27 protein-coding genes and 1 pseudogene are annotated in these 25,030 nt (G+C 56.4%); 10 read left to right on the top strand and 18 right to left on the bottom strand.

The window, feature by feature from the left end; translation table 11 throughout:
• Window positions 1-239: 239 nt before the first annotated feature.
• Genes gspF through gspG form a run of 7 tightly spaced genes read right to left on the bottom strand, consistent with a single transcriptional unit; the run spans window position 240 to window position 8,362 of the window.
• Entirely contained in the window at window positions 240-1,451 is a 1,212-nt protein-coding gene (gene gspF, locus AB4N74_RS07235) for a type II secretion system inner membrane protein GspF (RefSeq protein ID WP_460099006.1), read from the bottom strand.
• Window positions 1,451-2,857 carry a type II secretion system ATPase GspE gene (gspE, locus tag AB4N74_RS07230; RefSeq protein WP_201233666.1) on the bottom strand — a complete coding sequence of 469 codons (1,407 nt, stop codon included), beginning with the start codon at window positions 2,855-2,857 and terminating at the stop codon, window positions 1,451-1,453. Before gspE ends, gspF begins: the two co-directional genes overlap by 1 nt.
• The gene (gspD, locus tag AB4N74_RS07225; RefSeq protein WP_460099001.1) at window positions 2,854-5,226 is read right to left on the bottom strand and encodes a type II secretion system secretin GspD; all 2,373 of its coding nucleotides are present in this window, start codon (window positions 5,224-5,226) and stop codon (window positions 2,854-2,856) included. Before gspD ends, gspE begins: the two co-directional genes overlap by 4 nt.
• Window positions 5,223-5,768 carry a type II secretion system protein GspM gene (gene gspM, locus AB4N74_RS07220; protein WP_460098998.1) on the bottom strand — a complete coding sequence of 182 codons (546 nt, stop codon included), beginning with the start codon at window positions 5,766-5,768 and terminating at the stop codon, window positions 5,223-5,225. Before gspM ends, gspD begins: the two co-directional genes overlap by 4 nt.
• Entirely contained in the window at window positions 5,761-6,939 is a 1,179-nt protein-coding gene (gene gspL / locus AB4N74_RS07215; RefSeq protein WP_460098995.1) for a type II secretion system protein GspL, read from the bottom strand. Before gspL ends, gspM begins: the two co-directional genes overlap by 8 nt.
• Window positions 6,936-7,895: a type II secretion system minor pseudopilin GspK gene (gene gspK, locus AB4N74_RS07210; RefSeq protein ID WP_460098992.1), complete on the bottom strand. Its 960-nt coding sequence runs from the start codon at window positions 7,893-7,895 to the stop codon at window positions 6,936-6,938. The genes gspL and gspK overlap by 4 nt, the downstream gene beginning before the upstream one ends.
• An 8-nt stretch (window positions 7,896-7,903) precedes the next feature.
• On the bottom strand, window positions 7,904-8,362 hold the full coding sequence (gene gspG / locus AB4N74_RS07205; protein ID WP_371748295.1) for a type II secretion system major pseudopilin GspG: 459 nt from the start codon (window positions 8,360-8,362) through the stop codon (window positions 7,904-7,906).
• A 147-nt stretch (window positions 8,363-8,509) separates the two neighbouring features.
• Between gspG and gspI the strand changes: the two genes are divergently transcribed.
• From gspI to AB4N74_RS07190, 3 genes are all read left to right on the top strand, one after another.
• Window positions 8,510-8,896, top strand: coding sequence for a type II secretion system minor pseudopilin GspI (gspI, locus tag AB4N74_RS07200; protein ID WP_093442439.1), 387 nt, complete (start codon window positions 8,510-8,512; stop codon window positions 8,894-8,896).
• A 532-nt stretch (window positions 8,897-9,428) separates the two neighbouring features.
• Entirely contained in the window at window positions 9,429-10,493 is a 1,065-nt protein-coding gene (locus AB4N74_RS07195) for a hypothetical protein (RefSeq protein ID WP_460098987.1), read from the top strand.
• Between the two features lie 3 nt (window positions 10,494-10,496).
• Window positions 10,497-11,066, top strand: a complete 570-nt coding sequence (locus tag AB4N74_RS07190; RefSeq protein WP_460098984.1) for a LemA family protein — start codon at window positions 10,497-10,499, stop codon at window positions 11,064-11,066.
• Window positions 11,067-11,177: 111 nt separating this feature from the next.
• Here the strand turns inward: AB4N74_RS07190 and AB4N74_RS07185 are convergent, their stop codons facing one another.
• A complete protein-coding gene (locus AB4N74_RS07185) occupies window positions 11,178-11,636 on the bottom strand; it encodes a winged helix-turn-helix transcriptional regulator (RefSeq protein WP_077573217.1) in 459 nt (152 codons plus the stop codon).
• Window positions 11,637-11,732: 96 nt separating this feature from the next.
• Here AB4N74_RS07185 and AB4N74_RS07180 point away from each other — a divergent pair, with 96 nt between their 5' ends.
• Window positions 11,733-12,674, top strand: coding sequence for an aromatic alcohol reductase (locus AB4N74_RS07180; protein ID WP_460098980.1), 942 nt, complete (start codon window positions 11,733-11,735; stop codon window positions 12,672-12,674).
• A 177-nt stretch (window positions 12,675-12,851) separates the two neighbouring features.
• Here the strand turns inward: AB4N74_RS07180 and AB4N74_RS07175 are convergent, their stop codons facing one another.
• Window positions 12,852-13,211: a DUF6124 family protein gene (locus tag AB4N74_RS07175; protein WP_460098977.1), complete on the bottom strand. Its 360-nt coding sequence runs from the start codon at window positions 13,209-13,211 to the stop codon at window positions 12,852-12,854.
• Between the two features lie 592 nt (window positions 13,212-13,803).
• Here AB4N74_RS07175 and AB4N74_RS07170 point away from each other — a divergent pair.
• Both AB4N74_RS07170 and AB4N74_RS07165 read left to right on the top strand, forming a co-directional pair.
• The gene (locus AB4N74_RS07170) at window positions 13,804-14,145 is read left to right on the top strand and encodes a hypothetical protein (RefSeq protein ID WP_256667855.1); all 342 of its coding nucleotides are present in this window, start codon (window positions 13,804-13,806) and stop codon (window positions 14,143-14,145) included.
• Between the two features lie 130 nt (window positions 14,146-14,275).
• On the top strand, window positions 14,276-14,665 hold the full coding sequence (locus tag AB4N74_RS07165; protein WP_460098974.1) for a hypothetical protein: 390 nt from the start codon (window positions 14,276-14,278) through the stop codon (window positions 14,663-14,665).
• 157 nt (window positions 14,666-14,822) lie between these two features.
• Here AB4N74_RS07165 and AB4N74_RS07160 read toward each other — a convergent pair whose 3' ends face one another.
• The 4 genes and pseudogenes from AB4N74_RS07160 to AB4N74_RS07145 form a co-directional block, all read right to left on the bottom strand.
• A complete protein-coding gene (locus AB4N74_RS07160; RefSeq protein WP_116029076.1) occupies window positions 14,823-15,182 on the bottom strand; it encodes a DUF6124 family protein in 360 nt (119 codons plus the stop codon).
• A gap of 501 nt (window positions 15,183-15,683) precedes the next feature.
• The gene (locus AB4N74_RS07155) at window positions 15,684-16,106 is read right to left on the bottom strand and encodes a DUF4952 domain-containing protein (protein ID WP_460098971.1); all 423 of its coding nucleotides are present in this window, start codon (window positions 16,104-16,106) and stop codon (window positions 15,684-15,686) included.
• Window positions 16,107-16,358: 252 nt separating this feature from the next.
• A pseudogene (locus AB4N74_RS07150) lies at window positions 16,359-16,436 on the bottom strand (hypothetical protein); the annotation flags it as partial.
• A 345-nt stretch (window positions 16,437-16,781) separates the two neighbouring features.
• The gene (locus AB4N74_RS07145; protein ID WP_116029079.1) at window positions 16,782-17,141 is read right to left on the bottom strand and encodes a DUF6124 family protein; all 360 of its coding nucleotides are present in this window, start codon (window positions 17,139-17,141) and stop codon (window positions 16,782-16,784) included.
• 555 nt (window positions 17,142-17,696) lie between these two features.
• Here AB4N74_RS07145 and AB4N74_RS07140 point away from each other — a divergent pair.
• Both AB4N74_RS07140 and AB4N74_RS07135 read left to right on the top strand, forming a co-directional pair.
• Window positions 17,697-18,665, top strand: coding sequence for a toll/interleukin-1 receptor domain-containing protein (locus tag AB4N74_RS07140; RefSeq protein ID WP_460098967.1), 969 nt, complete (start codon window positions 17,697-17,699; stop codon window positions 18,663-18,665).
• 101 nt (window positions 18,666-18,766) lie between these two features.
• Complete coding sequence (locus tag AB4N74_RS07135; protein ID WP_460098964.1) at window positions 18,767-19,144, top strand: hypothetical protein; 378 nt, start codon at window positions 18,767-18,769, stop codon at window positions 19,142-19,144.
• A 160-nt stretch (window positions 19,145-19,304) separates the two neighbouring features.
• On the opposite strand, the gene AB4N74_RS07130 is transcribed toward AB4N74_RS07135, so the two are convergent.
• The 4 genes from AB4N74_RS07130 to AB4N74_RS07115 all read right to left on the bottom strand — a co-directional run bounded on the left by AB4N74_RS07130 (window position 19,305) and on the right by AB4N74_RS07115 (window position 22,470).
• The gene (locus AB4N74_RS07130; RefSeq protein WP_460098961.1) at window positions 19,305-19,664 is read right to left on the bottom strand and encodes a hypothetical protein; all 360 of its coding nucleotides are present in this window, start codon (window positions 19,662-19,664) and stop codon (window positions 19,305-19,307) included.
• A gap of 135 nt (window positions 19,665-19,799) precedes the next feature.
• Window positions 19,800-20,486, bottom strand: a complete 687-nt coding sequence (locus AB4N74_RS07125) for a hypothetical protein (RefSeq protein WP_460098958.1) — start codon at window positions 20,484-20,486, stop codon at window positions 19,800-19,802.
• 418 nt (window positions 20,487-20,904) lie between these two features.
• On the bottom strand, window positions 20,905-21,870 hold the full coding sequence (locus tag AB4N74_RS07120; RefSeq protein ID WP_414892208.1) for a hypothetical protein: 966 nt from the start codon (window positions 21,868-21,870) through the stop codon (window positions 20,905-20,907).
• A gap of 168 nt (window positions 21,871-22,038) precedes the next feature.
• Window positions 22,039-22,470, bottom strand: a complete 432-nt coding sequence (locus AB4N74_RS07115; RefSeq protein ID WP_460098955.1) for a type II secretion system protein N — start codon at window positions 22,468-22,470, stop codon at window positions 22,039-22,041.
• A 118-nt stretch (window positions 22,471-22,588) separates the two neighbouring features.
• On the opposite strand from AB4N74_RS07115, the gene gspH reads away from it, so the two are divergent.
• Both gspH and AB4N74_RS07105 read left to right on the top strand, forming a co-directional pair.
• A complete protein-coding gene (gene gspH, locus AB4N74_RS07110) occupies window positions 22,589-23,035 on the top strand; it encodes a type II secretion system minor pseudopilin GspH (protein ID WP_008087980.1) in 447 nt (148 codons plus the stop codon).
• Window positions 23,032-23,640 carry a prepilin-type N-terminal cleavage/methylation domain-containing protein gene (locus AB4N74_RS07105; protein ID WP_460098951.1) on the top strand — a complete coding sequence of 203 codons (609 nt, stop codon included), beginning with the start codon at window positions 23,032-23,034 and terminating at the stop codon, window positions 23,638-23,640. The genes gspH and AB4N74_RS07105 overlap by 4 nt, the downstream gene beginning before the upstream one ends.
• Window positions 23,641-23,771: 131 nt before the next feature.
• Here the strand turns inward: AB4N74_RS07105 and AB4N74_RS07100 are convergent, their stop codons facing one another.
• Window positions 23,772-24,848, bottom strand: coding sequence for a hypothetical protein (locus tag AB4N74_RS07100; protein WP_460098948.1), 1,077 nt, complete (start codon window positions 24,846-24,848; stop codon window positions 23,772-23,774).
• Between the last annotated feature and the right edge of the window lie 182 nt (window positions 24,849-25,030).

The following is a 25,030-nucleotide window of genomic DNA, read 5'->3' as shown; positions in this document are numbered from 1 at the left end:
CAGAATCGGGCTGGAGGCGTTGGCGGGTGGTTGCAGATGACAGAAAGGAGAACCCGAGGATGGCGAAATCGAGGGTCGGGTGATGCCAATGGTTTGGAAAAAAATCTGGATTATTTATTACCCTGACTGGCCCCTTCGCGAGCAGGCTCGCTCCCACATTTGAAATGCGTTCCCCCTGTGGGAGCGAGCTTGCTCGCGAAGGGGCCAGCCCAGCCACCACCATGACATCAGATACACGGCTACTGGACCAATTGATTGATCTCAATGATCGGCAACAACACCGCCATCACAATCACCAGCACCACCCCGCCCATCACTACGATCATCAGCGGCTCCAGCAACGCGGTCATGCCCATTGCCCGGCGTTCGATATCACGGGACAACGTCTGCGCAGCGCGCTCAAGCATTGGTGGCAGCGATCCGGTTTTCTCACCGCTGGCGATCAGATGAATCAGCACTGGCGGGAATACGTTCTCCACCCGTAATGCAGCGGCAAGGTTGACCCCTTCGCGCACCTTCGCCGTGGCCTCAGTGACACTCAAACTCAAGCGGTCGTTGGACAAGGTCTGCCGCGCCGCCTCCAGCGCACGCAAGAGCGGCACCCCGGCGCCGCCGAGAATCGCCAGCGTCGAGGCGAAACGCGCGGTGTTCAGCCCCAAGATGAAACGCCCGAATAACGGCAGTTTCAGCACCCGGTGATGCCAACTCAAACGTGCCGCCGGATTGCGTAGATACAGGCGCCAGCTCCAAAACGCGCCCGCCATGATCCCTGCGCACAGCCAGCCCCAACTGCGGATGAAATCACTGGCATTGAGCATCGCCAAGGTCAACCCCGGCAAATCCTGCCGCGCCTGGGAAAACGCGCTGACCACCTGTGGCACCACGTAACTGAGCAGGAAAATCACAATGCCGATCGACACCAGCCCGACCACACCCGGATAAATAAACGCGGTGAGAATCTTGCCGCGCAGGTTGTTGCGTTCTTCGATGTAGTCGGCCAGCCGCTCCATAACCTGCGCCAGATCGCCGGACTCCTCGCCGGCCGCAATCAGCGCACGGTAGATCTCGGGAAAGTCTCGCGGTCGTGCGGCTAGAGACTCAGCCAGACGCATGCCGCTGCGCACATCCGCACGCACGGCGCTGAGGGTGTGGGCGATGTGCTTTTTCTCGGCCTGCTCGACCGTGGCACTCAGCGCTGCTTCCAGCGGCAGACTCGCGCCCAACAGACTCGCCAGTTGCCGCGTGGCCCAGGCCAGATCGTTGTCCGAGAGTTTGGCGCTGAACAATCCACCACCGCCGTGGTGGGCGACGTTGCTTTCCTTGTGCACCGACAACGCGGTCAAACCGCGCCCACGCAAGGCACTGAACGCGGCGGTTTGACTGTCGGCTTCCAGGTGTCCGGATTCGATCTTGCCGCTGGCGTCGGCAGCTTCAAAACGATAGCGGTTCATCAGGCGTCCCGTGTCACACGGAGGATTTCTTCAGGCGCGGTGGCGCCGCTGCGGATCCAGCGCTCACCGTCCTCGCGCAGGCTGAACATCCCGGCTTTCGCGGCCGAAGCGCGCAAGGCCTGCTCCCCTGCCCCTTGGTGAATCAGGGTGCGGATGTCGTCGTCGATGCAGAACAATTCGTGGATGCCGGTGCGGCCGCTGTAACCGGTTTGATTGCACGCTGCACAGCCGACCGGGCGCCAAGTGCCGGGTGTCGCCGGGTCTTCCTGCTTGCACTGATTGCACAGTCGCCTCACCAGTCGCTGCGCCAAAACCCCAAGCATTGAAGACGCCAGCAGAAACGGTTCGACGCCCATGTCGATCAAGCGGTTGACCGCCGACACCGCGTCGTTGGTGTGCAAGGTTGCCAGCACCAAGTGACCGGTCAACGAAGCCTGCACGGCGATTTGTGCGGTTTCGAGATCGCGGATTTCGCCGATCATGATGATGTCCGGGTCCTGGCGCAGGATCGCCCGCAGTGCCAGGGCAAAGGTCATGTCGATCTTGGCATTGACCTGAATCTGGCTGATGCCCGGCAGGTCGTACTCCACCGGGTCTTCAACAGTAAGGATGTTGCTGGTGCTCGCATCGAGCCGGGCCAGTGCGGCGTAGAGGCTGGTGGTCTTGCCGCTGCCGGTCGGGCCGGTGACCAGCACGATGCCGTGGGGCTGGCGGATCAGGTGATCGAGTTTGGCCAGCACCTGCGCGTCCATGCCCAGCGTTTCCAGATGCAAGCGCCCGGCCTGTTTGTCGAGCAGACGCATCACCACCCTTTCGCCATGCCCGGTCGGCACCGTGGAAACACGAATATCGATCGGCCGCCCGGCCACGCGCAAAGCAATGCGACCGTCCTGCGGCAGGCGTTTTTCGGCGATGTCGAGCTGGGCCATGATCTTGATCCGCGACACCAGTGCGCCATGTAAAGCCTTGCGCGGCGAGACCACGTCACGCAGCGTGCCGTCGACGCGATAGCGCACCACTGAATGGGTTTCGAACGGTTCGATGTGAATGTCGCTGGCCTCGTCGCGCGCCGCTTGGGTGAGCAAGGCGTTGATCATGCGAATCACCGGCGCGCCGTCCTGGGTGTCGAGCAGGTCGGTGATTTCCGGCATGTCCTGCATCAGGCGATCGAGGTCGACTTCGTTTTCCGCAGCCCCGACCACAGCGGCGGCACTGCCGGTGTCGGCATAGGCAGAGGCGAGCAAGCCATCGAGTTCGTCATCGCGCACGCGTTGTATGGTGGTCGCGCCGAATTGGCGCCGCGCTTCGCTGATCGACCAGCCCGGCGTTGACGGGCAAACGGTCAGCACGCCATCGCACAACAGAATCCGCTGCGCCTTGGCCCAGGCGTAAGGCAGCGCACTCATTGGATAGGCACCGCTTTGATCGTCGCGCGAGGCCCTGAGGCGGGCATAACCGCCGGCACACCCTGCGCCGCCGTCGGCAACTGCGGCGCCTGCATGTCTGGCATCGCCCAGCTGCGCTCCGGCTGCAAACCACCTTGCGCGCGGCGCATGAAGTCATAGCGATTGAGGGTGATGCTGCGCCCCGCTTCGCTGTCGCGGATGATGTACGGGCGCAAAAACACCATCAGGTTGGTCTTGGTGATCGCCCGGCGTTCGTTGCGAAACAGCGCGCCGATCCCCGGAATGTCGCCCAGCCACGGCACCGAGTCATTGCTCTGGCTGTAGCCATCCTGCAGCAACCCGCCGAGCACCATGATCTGCCCGTCATCGAGCAGAATGCTGGTATCGATCGCCCGTTTGTTGGTGACAATCCCCGCCGAATTGGCACTGGCCGAAGCCCGCTCATCAATGCTGCTGACTTCCTGATAGATATCAAGCTTGACCGTACCGCCCTCGGAAATCTGCGGGCGCACATTGAGCTTCAAACCGACCTCTTCACGGGTCACGGTCTGGAACGGGTTATTACTGGTACCGCCACCGCCAGTCACGTAACTGCCACTGACAAACGGAATGGTCTGACCCACAAAAATACTCGCCGCTTCGTTGTCGAGGGTCAGCAGGTTCGGCGTCGACAACACGTTGGTGCCGCCCTTGCTCTTCAACGCCCGGGCCAGCACTTTCAGGTCGAGAATCTTGCCGATCCCGGGAATGTCGACGGTGCCGTTGACGTAGCCCAGGTTCAAGCCTTGCGGCAGCACATCGATACTGGTCTTGCCGTTGACGTTGATCCCCGAACCACCGAGATTGGCCCCGCCGATCACGCCGTTGCCGCCGAGATTGCCGGTCTGCCATTGCACGCCGAACTCACTGGCATCGTCCTCGCCGACTTCGACGATCAGGCTTTCGATCACCACTTGCGCGCGGCGCTGGTCGAGCAGATCGATCACCTCGCGCAGGTTGCGGTACAACGGCTCCGGCGCGGAAATCAGCAAGGTGTTGGTGGTGGCGTCAGCCTGAATGGTCACGCCGCCGGCACTGAAGGCAACGTTCTGTTCACTGTTCTGCGCACCGCCGCTACCGGTTGTGCTGCCACTGCTGCCCTGCGCGTAACTGCCGCCCGTGCTGCCGCTGCTGTTAGTGGTCGATGTGCTGCCGCTGCTTTGCGTGCCGCTCTGGCCATTCTGCCCAGCGCTGCCACCGGTGCTGCCGCCCATCGCGCTGAGCACCGAACGCGCACTGTCGCTGGTGCCGCTGTCACTCTCTCCGGTGAGCAAACCGCGCAAGGCCTGCGCCAGTTTTGCCGCTTGCGCGTTTCGCAGATAAACCACATGCAAATTGCTCGGATTGCTCTGCGCGTTGTCGAGTTTGTAGATCAGGTTACGCGCCAGTTCCGTGCGCTCCGGACTGCCGGCGCGAATGATGATGGTGTTGGAGCGCGGGTCACCGATCACGGCGATTTTCTGCGTCGGATCATTGCCCGGCGCATCGAGCAAATCCGCGACCATCGGCGCGATGTCAGCGGCAATGCCGTTCTGGATCTGCACCACATCGGTGTCGATCGCGCTCGGCGAATCAATACTCGCGATCAACTGCGCAACGCGGGTCAGGTTCTCGGCGTAATCGGTGATGACGATGGTGTTATTGCCCGGATAAGCGTTGATCGGATTGTTCGGCGAAACGATCGGCCGCAGCACCGGAATCAGGTTCACCGCGTTCTCGTATTGCAGACGAAACGTGCGCGTGAGCATGCCGTTACCGGCCGGTTTGTCGGCACTGTAAATCGGCCCGCCAAGCAGCTTCGCATCCGCCTCCGGCACCACCTGCGCCACACCGCCGACGTCAACCACACTGAAACCCTGCATGCGCAACGCCGCCAACAACATGTCGTAAGCCTGCCGCGCCGGCACCTGACCCTCCGAGACCAGCGTCAACGTGCCCTTGACCCGAGGATCGACCAAAAACTGCTGCCCGGTCGAACGCGCTAACGCCCGCACCACCGCTTGAATATCGGCGTCGACAAAATTCAGCGTCACCGGTTGATCACCCAAAGGATTGCTCGGCAAGGCAATGCCCGACGCCGCCGCACCGCTGCGCGCACTCTTGGTGATGTTGTGTAATTGCTTCGGCACGGGGCGCGCCTGAGCCTGCGCGCGCTCGCGGTCGAGCACCGCGTCGCCGCTGCGCTGGGTGTTGGCCAGCGGCCGACCGAGCTCACTGTCGACCAACAACGGCGGCTGGTTTTGCGGTGTGCTGGTGTTGCTGCACGCGCTCAACGCCATCAGCAACATCGGCAACGCCAGACGTGCCGGTTTGGATCCTGACCCCTTCATGAAGCTTCCTTAGCGCCCAGCGCCTGATCCATGCGAACGGTGCCTGACAAAGTGCCGGCGGTGACTTCGGTCGAGGGGTTGTCTGCGCGTTGCAAACGGGCCTCGACCACTTGCAGAGAATGTTGTGCCGGGTTGCTCAACAGCCAGTCGAGCACGGCGTCGGCCGGCGCCGCGTCGAAGGTCAACTGCCAAGCGCCCTGTGCCTCCTGTAGTTGGTAATGCCCCGCCAAGCCACTTGCCTGCAGGGTCTGCTCCAGCGACTGCGCCACGCTTTGCCCGGTGGGACGCACGCTGACTTCGCGCAGCAATACTTCCAACGCTTCGGTCTGGGCGCGCAGCTTTGGCGTCTCGGCTTCCCAATAAGCAATTTTCTTCAGCGGTGGCTGGATCAGCGCAACCCACAACAGCAGGCCGACCAGCGCAACGGCCATGCCGGCGACCATGCGTTTTTCACGCAAGGCCAACGGCTGCCAACGGGCCTGCAACTGGGCGTTAAAGCGTTGCCACTTGGCGCGATAGAGCGCGAGCGAGGCCTTATTCATCTTCTTCTGCTCCGCCGCTGTCATCGCTGTCGCTTGGGCTGGCTTCAGTGGCCGGACGCAAGGTCCAGCCCTCGTCATCCGCCGTAACGCTGATACCGGCCTGAGCCAAGGTACTTTGCCACTCCTGATCATTGCCGCCGCGACGGGCTTCACTCAGCAGACTCAGTTGCAAGACGCCATCGACAAACGCCAACCGCTCGACACTGCCGGCCATCGAAGGCATGCCGCTGCCGGCCTGCAACACCAAACGATTGAAGGTCTGCGCCGGATCATCCGCCGCGCCCTTCTGCCGCGCCGCCAGTTGCTGACGGGCCTGTTGCAATGGGTTGAGGATCACCGGCAACTCGGGAAACGCCTGCTTTACCCGCAGGTTCATCTGGGTTTTCAGTTGCTGGCCCTGCCCGGCCTCGCGAGCGGCGTAAAGGTTCAAACCGATCACCCAAATGGCCACGGCCAACGCTGACAGGGCGATCGCCCTGCCCCAGCCGTGATGCTCGGTGTTTTGCGTTTGCACGGCGCCATGCAGACCCCAACCGGGCAACGGCCCAGTCCAACGCTGCGCATCGTTCATCGGCAATTCGGCGCCCGGCGGCGGTTGCTCACCGATCCAATGCAACGTGCTGCCCGGTTCCCACATAACACCGTCGAAACCGTCATCGAACAACGGCTGCACCCGCGCCGCTTGCACGCTATCGCGCAGCAACAAATGCCCGTCCTGCACGCAAGCGACGGTGCCGGGCAACACCGGCAAACTGTAAGGTGCCGGATAAAGACCGCGCAGATTCAGCCCAGCGCTTTTCAGCAACTGGCCAAAACCCAACAACTGCTGCCGAGGCGCCCAAGCGATCTGCACCTGCCCGGCCTCATCCCGCGAGCTGTGCGCGATATGCATCGCACTGCTGTCGCCGAGCATCAAGGCCTGCGCCGCACACTGCACCGCCGCGACAATCTTGTTGGCCGGCAACGGCGGTAAATCGAGACTCGCCAACAGGCTGTCAGCCGGGTGCAGAAAACACACCAGCGGCGGCAGTTTCGACTGCTGACTCAACTGGCTCAGACTGTGGCGTTCTTCCCGCGTGACCACGCCCTGACGATCCAGCCAGGCGCAGTGCAATTGACTGTGCAGATCCAGCTCCGCCAAGGGCGGCAACGCCACTTTCAACTGGCTCATACGCCCACCCGCGACCAGATCACCTGCGGCAAGCGGTCCTCGCTGCGATGCAGCAACGCCTCAAGACTGACCCGACGCTGATCACGCCGCGCCTCGCCGCGTAGGCGAAACCAGTCACTGGTGATGCCGACCCTGACGCTGGTCAGCTCCAGTTGCGGCATGCGCAAGCGGTTAACGAAGTCGCCACGGTTGATAAACCAGCGCCCGGCATCGCGCTCGGCGATCAGCGCATTGGCACGCTCCAGCGACAGCCCCGGCACGTAAGCGGCTAAAACCGGCGCCGTGGCAGTGTTGCCATTGAGCCAAGTGGTTGCGGGGATCACCGTCAGGTACGGCGCCAGTTTGCCGATCACCGCCTCATTCACGCCGTCGACACTGCGCAAATCATCAATGCTGCGCAGCATCGGCATTGTCGGATTCTGCGGTTTGTGTGAAGCGTTTGGCGAGGTGGCGCGGCCACTGTCGAGCCCGCTTTTCGGCGCCTCGGCAATCTGCGCATTCAGCAGTCGCGGGTACGAAGCAATCACCCGCTGACTGATGCGTTGACTCAACCCGGCACTGACCCCGATCAACTCACACAAGCGCTGAAACGCCGCCACCTGCGCCTCATCAACCCGCTCGTTGGCGACCAGGTTGCGCAAGTTGAACTTGCCCTGTTCATCCTCCAGCCTCCCTTGAAAACCTTGCGCGGAGAGACGCTGCGCCCACGGCTGATCAAGCCGGGTCAACGGATCGCGCTGACGTGCGTCCCAGAGCAATTGACGGCTGATCTCCAACCCACCCTGCACCAGCCAACGGCCCTGCACACGCTGCTGATCCGCCTCCAGCGCCCGGGTCGCCACGCTCTGACGCGTCAACATGCCCGCCGCAATCACCGCCACCACGGCCGCAATCAGCAACGCGCTGATAATCGCCATGCCCTGTTGCTTCGCCCCCTCAGGCGAGCGGCTGTTCATGGCCGGCCTTACAACTGCCAGGAACCGATATCGGCATTCACGCCGTCGCCGTCCGGCTGACCGTCGGCACCGAGGGAAAAGATGTCGATCTCGCCATTCGCGCCAGGGTTGAGGTACTGATAAGGACGCCCCCACGGATCGTTCGGCAAACGCTCCAGGTACGAGCGCCAATTGCTGTTCTTCGCATCCGCCGGCCGCTCAACCAGGACTTTCAAACCCTGATTCATCGACGGATAAGTACCGTGATCAAGGCGATACAGCTTCAACGCCTGCATCAACCCACCAATATCCTGCTTCGCCGCCGTCGCCCGCGCCTGATCCGGCCGGTCGAGCACTTTCGGCACCACCATCGCCGCGAGAATCCCCAGAATCACCACGACCACCATGATCTCGATCAGGGTAAAACCCTGCTGCCCACGCGGCGCGCGCATCGGTTGCTGAAGCGATTTGAAAGGTGCGATATCCATCTCGACATTCCCTGGCTTGATTCGATTCGACGCGCAGTGTTGCAAGAAGATATGTCAGTGATGTTGAAAATCCTCGGGTGTTTTCGTCGTCAAGCCGTCAAGGACGCGGGTTAGCGTCGAGGGCTGGGTTTTGGCTTTGGGCCGTTTATGTGTGCGCGTTCGCGGGAAGCGGGTTTCACGTTGATTGAGGTGCTGGTGGCGCTGGCGATTATTGCCGTGGCGATGTCGGCGGCTGTGCGGGTGGCGGGGTTGATGACGCAGAGTAGTGGGGTTTTGCGGGATCGGTCGGTGGCGATGATAGCGGCGCAGAGTCGGATGGCGGAGTTGCGGTTGGAAGGGAAGTTGCCGATGGGGATGAAAGCGCTGGATTGTGATCAGGGGCGGCTATTGCTGCGCTGCGAACAGCTGATCAGCGCAGCCGAGAACGGCCGCTTGCTCAAGGTTGGGATTCAGGTGTTTGACCGCAACCAGGATGCGCCGCCGTTGGCCAGGCTTGAGACGTTGTTGTCACGAACGGAAAGCCCCTCACCCTAGCCCTCTCCCAAAGGGAGAGGGAACCGATTCGGGGATATTCGAGAGCTATACCGACTTGAACGTCTTTCATTGAATCCAAAATGGCCAAGCTCACAAAGCCAAATCGAAGGCCCTTCACCAAAACCATAATCACCAAAATCTTCCAGGTCGACGTACCCCGCAAGACACCTCGGTCGGCCCCCTCTCCCTCCGGGAGAGGGCTGGGGTGAGGGTAGCTTTTGCCCCCCCATCCCGGAAGAATCATCTACAGAAACTGAGACCGGCCAGAAGCCATCATTGCCATGACAATGGTATCGTCCCCTCCTTTTCCAAATTTCTGACAGATTATGAATAGAACCAAATCCACAATCTGGGCCATTGCTCCCGCACCAGGCATCCCTGAATCACCCGCTCTTCCAATTGAGTCTGCAAACCTTCGACCCGCTTGCTTCGAGCCGCCCTATGCTGTCGTGAGTATTCTCCCGTGCTCTCGTTGATGGATGTCTACAGGCCCAACACATCGCAGAACGCGCGACTGAATGAGTTGCTGACTGTGAGCGAAGCCAATATTGACAGTGCTGAATCCACAGCCGACCTATTGAAGGTGATCCACGAGTTCGCCTCCTGCGATGGCCCGCTCAAATTCAATTGCACACGCGCATGGTGTTTTTTCGGTACTGGCCTGCTATTGATTGCGGGCGCTGTAGTCCTTTTTGGGTATATGAATACCTATTCCGTCGTTTCTTTTTTTCAACGTCTGCACATTGAGCCTGGCTTGGTCGGCGCAGTCACTGGTGTGCTGGGCATCGGGTTCGCCGTTGGGAGCATGAATTGGATGACATCCAAAGCTGATCGCTTGCCATCGCTCAGCCGAAGAATTGCTGAACTGTCCTCCTACTTCCACAACGGGTTGATGTTCCTGGAAGAAGACTCGGACTGGACCCTCGACGAACTGGATGCGCAATTTGGTGACTACTCTCGAGGCAACTACAGCCGAGAGTTTGTCGAATCGATAGAGGGAGTATTTACCGGCACACTGCGTGAGCTTCCTTACAATTACCGCCAACTGCACTACGTCAACAAACGAAAGGTGCAAGTCACGGTGACCGACAAAGACGGCAAAACCAAAACGGAGACGCGAGTGGTGTATGACCACTACGACCGGTACAGTTTGGTCATCGACTTTCCCTGGGTCACCGGGATATCGGTCAGATCTGATGACCAATCAGAGAACGACTACTCATGGCCGATGGACACGGCATCTCCGGACTTTAATAAAGCGTTCTGTTTGACTGGGCAGAGCGAGATACTCTGCGCGAAATTCATCAAACCTTCGACAGTGCTGCACTTGTTGAAGCTATTCGACATCCTCCATCGTCCGAATCTGGAGTTCTCCGACAATGGCAAGCTGTGCCTCAGCTTCGCGAGCAGCGACCTGCTCGCGTTCGGCACTGAGCATACGCTGGCTTCACCCAACGAGTTCTACGCAGAGATTGATGCAGGTGTCGATCTGCCGCGCCTGATGTCTGTGCTCCAATGGAGCCATGCACTCAGTGAACTGCACGATGACAACTTTGCCTTGACCGCCACTCCCCCAAAAAAACGCAAAGAGAAGTAAGCCATGGACATTGCACTCATCCTCTCCGCTGTTATCGCCGTCGTCATCATCTTAGTGGGCTTGGGCATCTACAACGACATTATCGGGGGACACAACGCAGTACAACGTGCCTGGTCGGACGTCCTCGTTTACGAACGCCAGAAGACCAAGGTGCTCGATCAGCTCCAAAAGGTGCTCGCCGACTTCATGGTCTTTGAGGCCAGCCTCCTCGAAAAAATCACCGGCCTGCGCAGCGCGGTCCACGCCCTGCCTGCTGGTGCGGACGGCCATGCCCTCACGAAAGTTGAAACCGCCTCTAGAGAGCTGATGGGTGGCTTGCGCATCGCTTTCGAGGCCTACCCTGACCTGAAAGCATCAGAAGCGGCGAACAACATGATGCGTGAAATTGCCGAACAGCAAGAGAACGTCAGCGCGGCCATCACCATCTACAACCGCAACGTCGAACTGTTCAACAACACCGTCGAAATGTTCCCCGGCTCGGTCGTCAATGGCCTGTTCAACAAGAAACCGCGAGTTACGCCATTCACCGATACCGAAGCTTCGCAGAGTTTCTCTTACACCCCGAATATCTAACCTGCGTTAAGCAATCAACCATCACCCGTGAGGGTGGTGGTCGATCACCTGCCTTCTTGAATAGATCCGCCGCTGATTTCTCGGGCGCAAACCATTCAATGACACGAGCGTTCAATCAGCCCCTTCTGAATCAACCAGCCCCACCACCGGAACCTGCCACGAAGGCTTTTTCCCACTCTGCCCATCAAACACCCGACGCGCCTCGCGAAAATCATCGACGTGCTCCACAACCCAAGTCCAAATCGGCGACATGCGAACCAACAACTCCATCCCCAACGCCGTCAGCTCATACTCGACATGGGGCGGCACTTGATCCAACTCCCGCCGAATCAGCAAACCATCGCGCTCCAGCGCACGCAGCGTCTTGGTCAACATGCGCTGAGTCACGCCCGTCATTTGCCGTTTGATCTCGGCATGACGCATCGTGCCGTACACACCCAGGGCATGCAGGATACCCAGTGACCAGCGGCTACCGGCGTGAGCCAGGACTTCGCGCCGCACGCCATCATCGTCTCGTCTTAGCGTCTGGCAGATCGCTTCTGCCTGGCTAAGGGTTTCCTCATCGGTCATGTGTCCCCCTGGTATCACGCGTGTGCCTTCTTCTGAGCGCTGCGCAATCGTGCCAGCATCGCCAAATCATACAGACGACGGATCTCAGGAGACATCATGACCGCAGCGACCCACCCTTCCCCACAATCCATTCTCGTACTCGGCGCCGGTGAACTCGGCCTGCCGGTGCTGCGCAATCTTGCGCGGGTAGCCAAGCGCTCGCCCGGCAGCACCCTCAGCGTCCTGCTCAGGGATTCGACCATCAACACGCAAGCCCCTGAGAAAAAACTGGAAATCGATGAGCTGCGCAGTCTGGGCATCCAACTGGTCGCCGCAGACCTGGTTAACGATTCCATCGATCAACTGGCCGAAGTGTTCGCAGCATTCGATACGGTCATAGGCTGCGCAGGCATGGTCGCGGGCCGGGAAACGCCGATGAAACTGGCGACAGCCGCGCTCAGATCTGGCGTGAAGCGCTATTTCCCCTGGCAGTTTGGCGTCGATTTCGAAGTGATTGGCCGGGGCAGCCCGCAGGATTTGTTCGATGCGCAACTCGACGTGCGCGAGCTGCTTCGTGCCCAGGATAAAACCGAATGGGTGATCATCTCGACCGGCATGTTCACCAGTTTTCTGTTCGAGCCAGTATTTGAAGTCGTCGACTTTGAGAACCACACCGTCAACGCCTTGGGCAGCCTGGAAACCAGCGTGACGCTCACGACACCCGAGGACATCGGCAAGCTGACAGCGGAAATCGTCTTCTTCGAACCGCGCTTTCGCAATGAGATCGTCTACCTGTCTGGCGACACGGTGACGTATGGGCAGGTGGCGAACCTGCTCGAGCGTGTGCTGGGGCGGCCGTTCAAGCGTAACGTCTGGACGGTTCCGTACCTGATGCAGGAACTGGAAAAAGACCCCACCCACCACATCAAAAAATACCGCGCCGTATTTGCCCAAGGCAGAGGCGTGTCGTGGCCGAAAGCGGGGACGTTCAACGAACAGCATTCGATTCAGGTCACTACGGCTGAACAGTGGGCTCGGGACAACCTGGCAGTCGATTGACGCAACGAAAGCAACCCACTCGCAGGTACAGATACGCGTACATCGTCTCGACATTTATCGCGGCTGAAGAACCAGCGCACTCCCACCTTGAAACAGACTTAAAGGTGGGAGCGAGCCTGCTCGCGAAGGCGCCAGAATGAACACCCGATCAATCAACAGGTGATCCCGACACCCGCATCACTCCGGCAATTGCAAATTATCCAACGCCCGATTCACCGCCAACTCCCCGAGCATGATCAACTGCGCAATCCCCGCCAGCGCATGGCGCTGCGATGCCGGCAACAGGCTGAAGACGTTCTGGGCGATGGTTTTGGCCGAAGCGAGTGTTGCACTGGCATCGACCAGCAGTTCTTCGGTTTTGTTGTCCGCCGTCACGGCGTACATCCCACGGTTTTTACGTGGGGGCGGCGTGGAACCGGGTGGACAGAGGTAATGATCAAGCGCGCGGTCGGCGGCTTCGTGGAGTTTTTTGGAATCGATGGATTCGTAGGGGGACGTGCAGTTGGATTCGGGCGGGTTGGGTGTTGGTTTGATCATGGTGAAGCTCCTTGATGACTGGAGCCGCCACCGTTCGCGGTCAAACAAACAGGGTGGCAGCTGTACGCGGGTTGACCGACCGGACATCAAGGAATCCGGCACACCCGAAGGTGTCCCACGCACAGCCACCGCGACATGATTTCAGACAATGCCTGAACACGTGCAGAACGCTGGCGCGCCTTGATATTGGGCGGACGGTCAAATCCGATCGCTGATTCGTCAGCGACCGCACCACAATAGAACCCGCCCCAAAAGCGCACAAGCCGGCGGATTCTGGCGTAGCTGTAGGCAAAGGCGCAAGGATATGTAGCCTGGGAGAGTGTTTGGAGATGTCTTTTTAAACGTTGGTGTTTATCGAGACGTTAATGCGGCACCTCCCCCACTTAAACGAATCTGCCCCATTACCGGCAATTTTTCCCGCGCACAAAACGTAAACCCAGTCGGGGCGTAAAGGCATTGCGAGTGACTCGACAGAAGCCACTCACCAACAGTCAATCAAAGGACTGTAAGAAATGTTGAGCGCAACTTATGCCTCAGGCATTCTGTGCGACGCAAATGTACATGGACGGTAGATTTTTGGCGGTACTGTTAAATGAAACTAAAAATATTAGCCATCAGCCTTTTATGTTGCGTCAGTTTATTTTCTAGCGCAGCAGACGTTCCTATCAAAGAGGGAATGCCATTTTCGAAAGCCCGAAAAGCTTTGATTGAAAATGGCTGGAAGCCGAATCCGTCCTACTCAGGTGAGTTCGGGGTCGAAAACGTCATCCATAGAAAAGGCTTCATTGAAATCGAGTCTTGCACGGAGGGCGTCCGTTTCTGCAGCTTCAACTACATCAAGAACGGAGCTTGTTTAGGTGTAGGAACTGTCGGCGAAGAAGTCAAAGACATGAAAATTTATTCCTGGAACTTCAAATGCCCTGAAAAGGATTGAAACCAGAAATCGACAACGAAGTGGGCGGCGCTTCCCGAAGGTCCAGGCAAGAAGAATCACTATCCTCCGCAACCTTACGCCGAGTATCCAGACTTTTTATCGACCTACAAATCTGCGGAGGAGCTGTCCAATGAAGGCCTCAACCCTCGTACTCGTCGCACTTTATTGCACGGTTATCAGCGCAACGTTTGCCGATGACTCACAGGCGCCAAACGACAATCGCGGGCCAGCAGGCATCGTCGTCGTTGAGCGTTTGGCTGCGGCCAAGTCCAAGCTAGTCAAACAAGGCTGGAAGCCGACGCGGATGCATACCAACGACGGCTATGAATACAGTGGCGTGGAGAAGGAGCTGGCTACACGCAAGTTCTTCGAACTAGACACCTGCTCGTTTGATAGCTCGCGTTGCATCTTGTACTACGCGAAGAAAGGAACGTGCCTACGCGTCGATACCATCGGAGAGCAATTCAATGACATAACCGTGACGCGATGGACCCGCGAATGTCCCGAGGCGCCCCAATAACCACCCGAAGACGACACGGTAATAATCGACTGCTCCCACAGGTTTCAGCGTCGTACACAACATCTGCCATCAGCATAAAACCCTGTGGGAGCGAGCTTGCTCGCGAAAGCGCCAGAATTAACACCTGATCAATCACCAAGTGATCCCGCCCCCCGCATCACTCCGGCAACTGCAAATTATCCAACGCCCGATTCACCGCCAACTCCCCGAGCATGATCAACTGCGCAATCCCCGCCAGCGCATGGCGCTGCGATGCCGGCAACAGGCTGGAGACGTTCTGGGCGATGGTTTTGGCCGAAGCGAGCGTTTCACTGGCATCGATCAGCAGTTCTTCGTTTTTGTTGTCCGCCGTCACTGCATACATCCCACGGTTTTTACGTGGAGGCGGCGTGGAGCCGGGTGGACAGAGGTAATGGTCGAGCGCGCGGTCGGCGGCTTCGTGGAGTTTTTTGGAATCGATGGATTCGTAGGGGGAAACCGAGGCGGTTTCGGGCGGGTTGGGTGTTGGTTTGATCATGGTGAAGCTCCATATTTATACCTGGTGGAACCACCAACACCTGTCACTAAACAAGTAAGGGTGGCAGCTGTACGCGGGTTAGCGAACCGAGAGGTATAAGACCCGGCAGACCCGAAGGTCTCCCACGCACAGCCACCATATCGTCGTCGCAAACGTCTGCGACAAACTGGAGCGTGTTGTACTTATACCTGGTCAGGTCGCTAAACCCGGTCGCTGGGTTGCCAGCGACACGTAGACGATAAAGACCAGGTACAAAGCGCACAAGCCGGCGGATTCTGGCGTAGCTGTAGGCAAAGGCGCAAGGATATGTAGCCTGGGAGAGTGTCTGGAGATGTCTTTTTAAACGTTGGTGTTTATCGAATGCCAATTGCTGACTGGGGTACAGCCGATCGGCCGAACTTGCTTTCGCAGCCTTAGATCTACCGAGTGTTCAGACATAAGGAACCGTCAACATGTATCCACCGACACATCACCTGAGGTGAGCATCGGTGCTGTCCGTTTTCAGATCTCTTCGGTATTGACGGATACAGTGATGTTGAAGAATTTTATTTCTGACCACGAATTACGTTTGTTCACCGGCGTCTCCTCGGAGCCCATGCCGAGCAGATACCATCGCTGTGTTTTTTTATCGCGATAAGAATAAAATGTTGAGTCCCAGCCGCAGCAGATAAACCGGAGCATCGGAAGGTTGAAAGTCTGGTTCATGTATTTTTCCGCCTCAAGGGCGTCTGAGCCTTTTACGCGGTACCGAGCAATGAGAGGCTTTCCCTGCTCATCATTGTTTTGAGTGCATTCCACGTACTCTACAAAATCAGGTTTGTCGCTTAGTTTTGCCAGAAAATCATCGCATCGAGGCTTAGCCATCGCGCAGCTGGCAAGCATTGATAAACTTATCAAAAAAAGTAAGGAGATTAGTCTGTTCATTTATTTTTCCACGATAAGTTTGCCAATGTATTTCCCTTTACCTTCTTTCATGCGCTTATCAATTAAGTAGTCGTAAATATCATTCCACTTCAGTAATTCGTAAAAGGTCACGCAGCCTTCTGATAAATGACCGATGTGAATATACCGACTGCTATTCCCTGTTGTGCCTTCAACCTCAATCGGGAACCAGACGTCATTGCAGCGTACTCTTCCTGCGTGTGCGGCCTTGTAACCGGCTGTAGAAATATTGGCACCAATGATGATGGTGCCCGATCCACCCACGACTACGTTCCCATGGCTCCCTAAACTTCCAGTAACGACCGCCGGCATGCCATTGATAGCACGCTGGTAACGCCGTTCTCTGATAACCGGAGCTTCGCAAGGTTTCTCTTATACCCCGAATATCTAATCCGCTCGATACGTCGAACCCATCGCCCGTGAGGGTGGTGGTCGATCACCTCCCTCCTTAAATAGATTCGCCGCCGATTTCTCGAGCACGAACCATTCAATGACACAACGGTGTAGCCAACGAGCTCCCACAGGTTTCAGCGTCGAACACAATGTCCGTGACCAACACAAAACCCTGTGGGAGCCAGCCTGAACTGGCGATAGCGGACTATCAGGCAAAAGAAACGGCACATGTGCTATTGCCATCGCTGCCAGCCCTACTCAGCATCAACCCGGCAATTGCAAATTATCCAACGCCCGATTCACCGCCAACTCTCCGAGCATGATCAACTGCGCAATCCCCAACAACGCCCGACGCTGCGATGCCGGCAACAGGCTGGAGACGTTCTGGGCGATGGTTTTGGCCGAAGCGAGTGTTGCACTGGCATCGACCAGCAGTTCTTCGGTTTTGTTGTCCGCCGTCACGGCGTACATCCCACGGTTTTTACGTGGAGGCGGCGTGGAACCGGGTGGACAGAGGTAATGGTCGAGCGCGCGGTCGGCGGCTTCGTGGAGTTTTTTGGAATCGATGGATTCGTAGGGGGAAACCGAGGCGGTTTCGGGCGGGTTGGGTGTTGGCTTGATCATGAGTGAATCTCCAAATCATAGAAAAGGAGCCATCATCTTTCGCTACCAAACGAAGGGGTGGTGGCCATACGAAGGTTGGTAGACCGGTGACTTGGAGAACCGGCGCGCCCGAAGACGCCCTGCGCATGGCCACCATAAATACACAGCCCCAAAAAGGCCTGTATCGGGTGACGCTATGCGCCAAGTCTAAGCCGGGCTACCAAACCCGATCGCTGATTCGTCAGCGACCGGACCACAATAGAATCCGACCCAAAAGCGCACAAGCCGGCGGATTCTGGCGTAGCTGTAGGCAAAGGCGCAAGGATGTGTAGCCTGAGAGAGTGTTTGGAAATGTCTTTTTAAACATCAGTGTTTGTCGAGACCTCATTCCCCCCATCCGCCCCTAAATAGATCCGTCCCTTTAGCCATTCAATGCGAACCTGCTGTGCCGGTACTCACCTAGAATGGTGGAATTAGATGCTTCGCATTAAATGTTCAGCCTAACCCTAACCTGTACTTCTACGGCAAGCAGATCATATGATCGGAACAGCACCTACCTGAAAGGGAGTAATCATTTTGCCGAACGTGTTTTTCTCTTACTGCCATGCGGACGAAGCCTTGCGCGACCAGCTTGAAAAGCAGCTTTCTATGCTCAAACGCCAGGGTGTCATTGATACATGGCACGACCGCAGAATCGGTGCGGGCCAAGAGATCGATGCAGCAATCGATGATCACATCAACAGCGACGAAATCATCCTGTTACTGGTCAGCCCGGACTTCATTGCTTCCGACTACTGCTACAACATCGAGATGGCCCGAGCGATGGAGCGCCACGCAACGGGGGAAGCGATCATCATTCCTGTGATTCTTCGCCCATGTGATTGGCACTACGCACCGTTCGGCAAGCTGCTCGGCACGCCCCAAGATGGAAAACCGGTGACACTTTGGCCTGATCGGGACGAAGCATTCTTGCAAGTCGCGAAGGAAGTGCGGAAGGCCGCCGAGCTATGTAGCCGCAGCCAACCGAGTACAACACCACGATCTGAGCGTAAAGACTTCAATGCCGGCTCAGTGCCCACCCCCACGGCCCCGACTAGCCCTAGGTCGAGTAACCTTCGGATGGCTAAGAGCTTCACCCAACTGGACAAAGACTGCTTCCTGCTCGACAGCTTCGAGTACATCGCCCGCTACTTCGAGAACTCCTTGGTGGAGCTGCAGGCACGCAATCAGGGGTACGAAGGTGTATTTCGTCGTATAGATGCCAATCGCTTTTCTGCGAATATCTACAAGGATGGCCACGACGTTGCGAAGGCGACTGTGTTCACCGGTGGCCAGCTAGGCGCAGGGATCTATTACAGCCATGGGGATTCGTTTGCGGGTAGCTCGTACAACGAGGCACTCACAGTAGATACAGACGACCAATCCTTGTACTTGAAGACTTTTGGCATGGCGTTCCACACTCGGCAAGACCAGAAGCTATCCCAAGAAGGCGGGGCCGAGACGCTTTGGAGCCTTCTCATCGCACCGCTGCAACGCAATCGGTGAGTCATCGCTGGATGCGAATCAACCAGAGCACAGGGGGCAACTGGCGTCGTTTACACTGCCCCTGCTACCAAGAAGTAAGACCCACATAGAAGGCTCAGACCATGGAAGTAGTCCTGCTTGCCCACATCACATTTAACCGAATAGGCTCAGCCAGTGGTCGCGGAGGCTTTCAAAGCCAGCGCCAAGTCAGGTTTTCCGCTGAGGTAGCGGACACCGATCAATCGGCCTTACGGGAGTTGGTGATCGAAATCGCAGAGGCCAATGGTGAAGCGGCGGAAGCCTTGAAAGACTTGAGGTACGAGCGGGGCTACGGAGGGGAAATAGTGCTCAACATCCAAGGCCCGAGCACCTCATACAGCACCGTTTATGCCCAATGTTGCATCATCCATGCGCTGAAAGCCAACGGGCAGTACTTCGAGCTTCGGCCGGTAGACGACAGTGATATCAAACCGTTTGTCTCATCTCGGCAGACTACGTGATTTGCATGAGGGGTATCAGAAAAAAGGGGACACAGAAAAAGGCAAAAGAAGGGGACAAGTTTATTTTCAGAAAAATTAACCCGTCCCATTTTTGCTGTCTCATTTTTGCTGGATAGAAGGTGCGGTGCGATCCTAAGAGCGCACCGCTGCAACAGAGCAGTCAGAAATTCAACGAGACGCTGAGATCTACTTCTTCACCGCGGAACCAGCCCAGGATTTTCGTTTTTTTCATCGAACCCCGCTTAAAACTCTGCCTCGCCTCCTCCTTTGGAATTTGGTAGGAAGCTGCAAGATCACTATCCAATCGTCCTTGGCCGCGTTGCCAAGCCAGCTCCAGGTCGAGGTCATACTTCTCAAGCTTCTTTACGAAGACTGCACCTGCAGAATTCAGCTCTTGATTTTCGTATGCGGCACGGATCTCAACGTCGCCGTCCTCGAAAGATTTGCGAACCGATACCTCTTCGAGGCCCTTGCTGACCAACTCGGTGATCATTTTCTCCGACCATAATGCGTAATCCATACTGACCTTAGATCCTTGTTTTATGGGTTATTGGTAGTCTCGTGACTACTCATTTTTGGCTTGAGTTGCGCCGGGTTGCAAGTCTTGTCGCGCAAAAGCGGTCATTACATCTGCCTAAATGGACGTATTGTTTAATTACGCTATTTCTAATCCGTATTGGAATAGCGCCATGTCCATAACCCGGGCTGTGGGGTATGGGAGATTTAGACGCCCTGTTTTTAGGTGCAGGGTCGGGGAATTTAGCTCCCGAACCACGCCAGCCAGAGCAGTAAGCCCCTTCCCGCTGGCCTTGGTGATAAATGGACGGCGCGGAAATAAATCTCGGCAAGCAGAGATGTAAAAACGGTCAAGTGCCGGACACTCTCCCCACACTCCCATTAGGATTTTGGTCTTAAGAGTATCTGTCCAGGAGACGTTAGATGCTAATGACTCCATCGAGCCCAGTAGTGAATCAAGTATTTTCTGGTTGTTTGCCAAATTTGGAGCGTCTTCGGCGAAATCAGCCATGGAAAGTTCCAACAGCTCCGGGCCTTGGCCTTCAAAAAGAAGCTTGGCTAGAGCCTTCATCAAATCTAAATTGCTATTCTGTAAAAGCCCTGAGGAGCCGCGAAACATCCCCCAGTTCGCCAAGTAAAAGCCAATGTGTAACGCCGTAGTCTCTATCTGATCCTCTGAAGTGAGGTCATCCCAGTCAGTACGAGATTCGTCCCATATGTACTCGTAAAGGAACTCCCAAGCTTTTAGGCGTGGATAATCGTTGCCTGGCGAGGGCAGGATATTTTTGTAATAGGCTTCGGCGTAGATTGTGGCATCAAAGGTCATTGTCTCGTTTCCTACAAGTTTTGAGGGTGTCATTTCCGGCATGGCGGAGCTGGACTAGACAGTACGTAATCGTAATTGCCACTGGTTTTGTCTTCTGGCAGTGGAAAAGACATCGACGAAAAGCATTGCCGGAACGCGACTGAGGCGACGAATTTATGTTCGAAAATAAAGTAACCCCTTCTGTCTTGATTGATGAATCTCTCAACTATTTTATCCGCATCTTCAAAAACTCGCGAAGCTCATTAGACCTTCGGGCGCCAACTCATTCAATAACAAAAAAACAAATTTACGCCGAGTTTTTCACAGCCCATCACCCACCAACAAGAAACACACATCTAAAAATTACAAAATTCTGCTTTAAGAACATTTCTAGCGCGCATCAGCTATTTCACTACAACTATCCGAGTGCAGACGACCGCTACCATATGTAGTTATTGAGAATATTCCCCTGGAGATCCAGAGTGATATTTGTTGATTTGAATGCATTCTGCCATTGACCTAGCCTAGTTGGGTGGTGATGGGCAGCAGCCCATTCAATCACCCGAATAGGTTTAAATGCTCCATACATGGCAATCAACTCATTCAAATGGACATCGCAACCAGAATAACCAACCACAACAATCTGAGTTGCTTCTTGAAGTGCACGATGCAGATAATGCCAATATTCAGTAAGAATTGGCGAAGCACTTATGACTGACCGCTTGTGCGCAACGTGGGTTAAAACTATATGTTCGGAAGGATTCGTTGTATACGTACTAATCTCATGACGCTGAAGCTTTCGAATGCGCCCATCAATATCCGTATAAAACAAAGGAGAGCCATGTAAATGCAAGTAATACCCAAAGGTTCTGCCCCACAGTCTTTCCAAATTCGCGGCATCAAACCCTTGATTTGTTATCCCGTCAACTAGACTACCACCAAAACCAGAAAGGATACCGCGATCAATAAACGAACCGTATAAAAGCCGGTCATAATTCAAGGTAGCGACATGAGAGTTAGTTTGCTGAATAAAAGTACACAATGCAGTTATGAATGGCGCAGGCAAGTCAGCATCGGTGAGGTGCAGCCTACTCGCTACCATATGCATGTATTTCGCCACTGCCACAGGAAAGTTTTGCCCCTGTGCTGTAAGCCAATGCAAATTTGGTGAAAGTATTCTATTTAGCGTTTTACATGCCGTGACAGCTTGGTGGAGTACGTCGAGCTGCTCTTCATTTTGTGGTATCGCATTTTCGTCCCCTAAAGTAAGGCTGATAAGCCTTTTGTCTTCTGGCGTTAGGAAGTGAGCGATGTTCCATACATCATGCATGACCTGAGCTAAATTAAAATGATTGGGCGCGAGAGCCATGCCCAATCCATTGCCAAAAATTAATGCTTTACGCATTTTTCATCCTTGTTTTTGGTCGTGTTGAGGGGCTTAGATTGCAAAAGGGAAACAATGATGTCAACTGGCCTTTAGTCCAGTATATGGACGAAGCTTCTGCGTCAGGAAATCACCTTGTCCTCAAGCCCTACCGAAACGTCAAAAATAACTGCCTTCACTCCCCACAAATCACGGCCTCACCAACCTCGGTAACACCAGTCCTTCAGGCAGTTTATCCAGAACCAACCGCACCCTCTCCCCACCCTGCTCAATCACCACCCCATCCCCCTCCACCGCCACCAACTTCACCCCAGGCCCTACCCTCTCCCCCTGCAAAAAACTCCTCGGCGGCCCGTCATTCAGACTCAGTATCGCCACCGCCCCCCGACTCCCCGCCATCACCCCGCTCACCTTGATGTCCACCGGCGCCGTTTGATTGGAAAACCACTGCAACGCCGGGCTATCACTGCGCGCCGCGAGCAATTGCGGGGCCGCTGCCGGGGTGTGGGATTCGGCGGAGGTCAGTAGCAGCGACGACCACGTCGCCACGCCGACCAGCGCTGCGAGCAGTGCGAGGGCCTGGACCATTTGGGGTGGGGAAACGCGTGCGGTGAAGGTCATGGGTTGAATCTCCTTTTTATCCCTGCTGTCAGCCTACGCGGCAATTCTCTCCGTTTTATTTCACACGCCTTACATGTTGGCCGTGCACGATGGCGCAGGACGCAAAGGAGCGCGCGCGATGAACAGGCAACAGGGTTTTACGCTGATCGAGTTGATGGTGGTGCTGGTGATCATCGGCATCGCCAGTGCGGCGATCAGCCTGAGTATCAAGCCCGATCCGTTGCAGTTGCTGCGCAAGGATGCCGAGCGTGTGGCGCAGTTGCTGCAGGTGGCGCAGGCGGAGGCCCGCGCCGATGGCCGGCCGATTGTGTGGGTGAGTGATGCCAAGGGGTTTCGGTTTAGTCGGCGCAGTGACAGTGGCAAGGGGTTTGATCATTTCGCGCAGGATCCGCAGTTGCGGCCGCGTGCCTGGCAGAGTCCGAAGATGGAGGTGCGGGTGGAGCCGAAACAGAGGGTTGTGCTGAACGCTGAATGGATCAATCCGCCGCTGCAATTGACGTTGTCGGATGGGTTGAATCGCTTGAGTGTGCTGCGTGATGGCAGCGGAAGGATCAGCCTGCAATGAAGCGCCAGCAAGGGTTTACGTTGATTGAGGTGATGGTCGCGATTCTGTTGATGGCGGTGGTGAGTCTGATTGCCTGGCGGGGGCTGGACAGTGTGACGCGGGCGGACAGTCATTTGCAGGCCAGCAGTGAGCAGAGTGACGGTTTGTTGCGGGCGTTGAATCAGTTGCAGCGGGATGTGGAGATGCGGGCGGGGATTGAGTTGACCGAGCCGAAGAAGGTTGGGGTGGATGATGAGCCGGTGACGGCGCCGGCCGCTCTGACTGTGCGCAGTAGCGACAGTAAGGGTTTTCGGCTGGATATTATTCGGACGGCGGCGGATCAGCCGGGGGCTTTGCAGCGGGTGCGCTGGTGGGTCAAGGGCGACACGTTGTATCGAGCGGTGGCTGAGGCGCGGAGTCGGTATCCGTTGCCGGCGCCTGGGAATGGGGTGGCTGTTTTGAGTGATGTCAGTGATGTGCAGGTGCGGGTTTGGGAGGTGGATAAGGGCTGGCGGCAGTTGAGCGGGAATCGGCGGGAGGATCCGTTGGGGTTGGAGATATACCTGACCCGCCAAACACCCCAAGGGCCTGAAAAATACCGTCAAGTGATTGGTCCACTGCAATAAACCAGCATCACCGCACAAGTCCGAGGGAGCGGGCTTGAATTCCTCACGCCCTTCGTCTTGGAAATGTCACTACGTTGACGGGCCGACGAAGACCGAGCTGGCCTTCATGGACTGACCGGCGTCATAGGCGATTACAGGATGCCGCTCAGCACTTCTTCCAAGCTGTCACCATCTGAGTTCTCAAAAAGACCGCCCTCACCAAACAACACCTGAATGTTGGCCTGTTTGAAGAAGTCCGCTGCTGCAAAATCTGATGCTGTGCTCGCCGGCAGCACCAATATGAGCTTGGTATCAATATCTCCGAAACGATGCCGGTAGTAGGCAAGCTGGCCAAATCCAGCGTAGAGCTGTGCTGACATGGCGCTGCTGGTTTTGACCTCAAAAATCACCTTGGCCTTTTCTGTGGCTCTGCTGACTAGCGCCAAATCGACACGGTGCTTGCCAACCTTGAGCTCGGAATTTCCCTTAACGAGTTCATCCAGCTTGCGATGGAGGGCATTACAGAGCGGTCCGTGTAGATACTGGTATTCGCATTTGTCCTGCCTAGGTACATAAGACTTGCTGCCCTCAAACTCTTCTTGCTCCCGCCACTTCGAGCTAGATTCGACTTCAACTTCATCTTCGTCGTAGGGAGCCGGAACTGGGTTCTCGGCATAATCTCCCAACTCCGCCTTCCTTTGCTCCTTCAGCCGCTTCACCTTGAAGAGGAACTCGGCAATGTCATTTGCGATACTCGGGGAGTTTGTTGAGGACACAGCGATTACGTCCGCATTCCTACCGTCGTCTTCTACCTCTATCAACCAATCCTGAAAGTGCTCAAAGGCGTATGTGCGGGGCACCCGGCCACGGAATGCCGTGAAGGTGCCGCGATGACCGATTAGAGTTTCGCCGTCAGGACCAGCTATCAAAACCCCTGAAACCTTGCGGTTGAGGCCGTCAGGAATGTTGATCTCAGCATCCGGAGAAAGTGTTCCGCCCTCAAAACCCAGCTTGAATAGGTGTGCTTGTCTCCCATCCCAGGGCGGAGGAATAGCGAATAGCATTTCCCCCAGATCGGTTTCCAATGCATAGGTAAGGCAAAGTGCTTTATCTCCACTCGGAAATGCCCACACCTCTTTCCCGCGGGGCTTTGCCTGATCGATCAGAACCTTTTGGAAAGATCGAATGCCTCTACGAAGCCGAGCGTTCACTGTAATGACCTGCACCACTCTTTCTCCCCGTTCACCTAGGAGGCCACGGGATCCTCGAAAGAATCAGTGGCCATCAAATCTCGGAATGCTAGCACTTTGACACATCGCTGTATCACCTGCTGTACCGCAATTCGAGAGCTGTATTAGGCCAGTTCACCTGCTCGAGTAAGACGTGGCCCCGCTGAAGAAGGTATGACTGC

Source organism: Pseudomonas sp. H3_C08, from assembly GCF_054669455.1.
The sequence above is the reverse complement of the archived record's forward strand: the minus strand, read 5'-3'. Positions and strand labels throughout refer to the sequence as shown.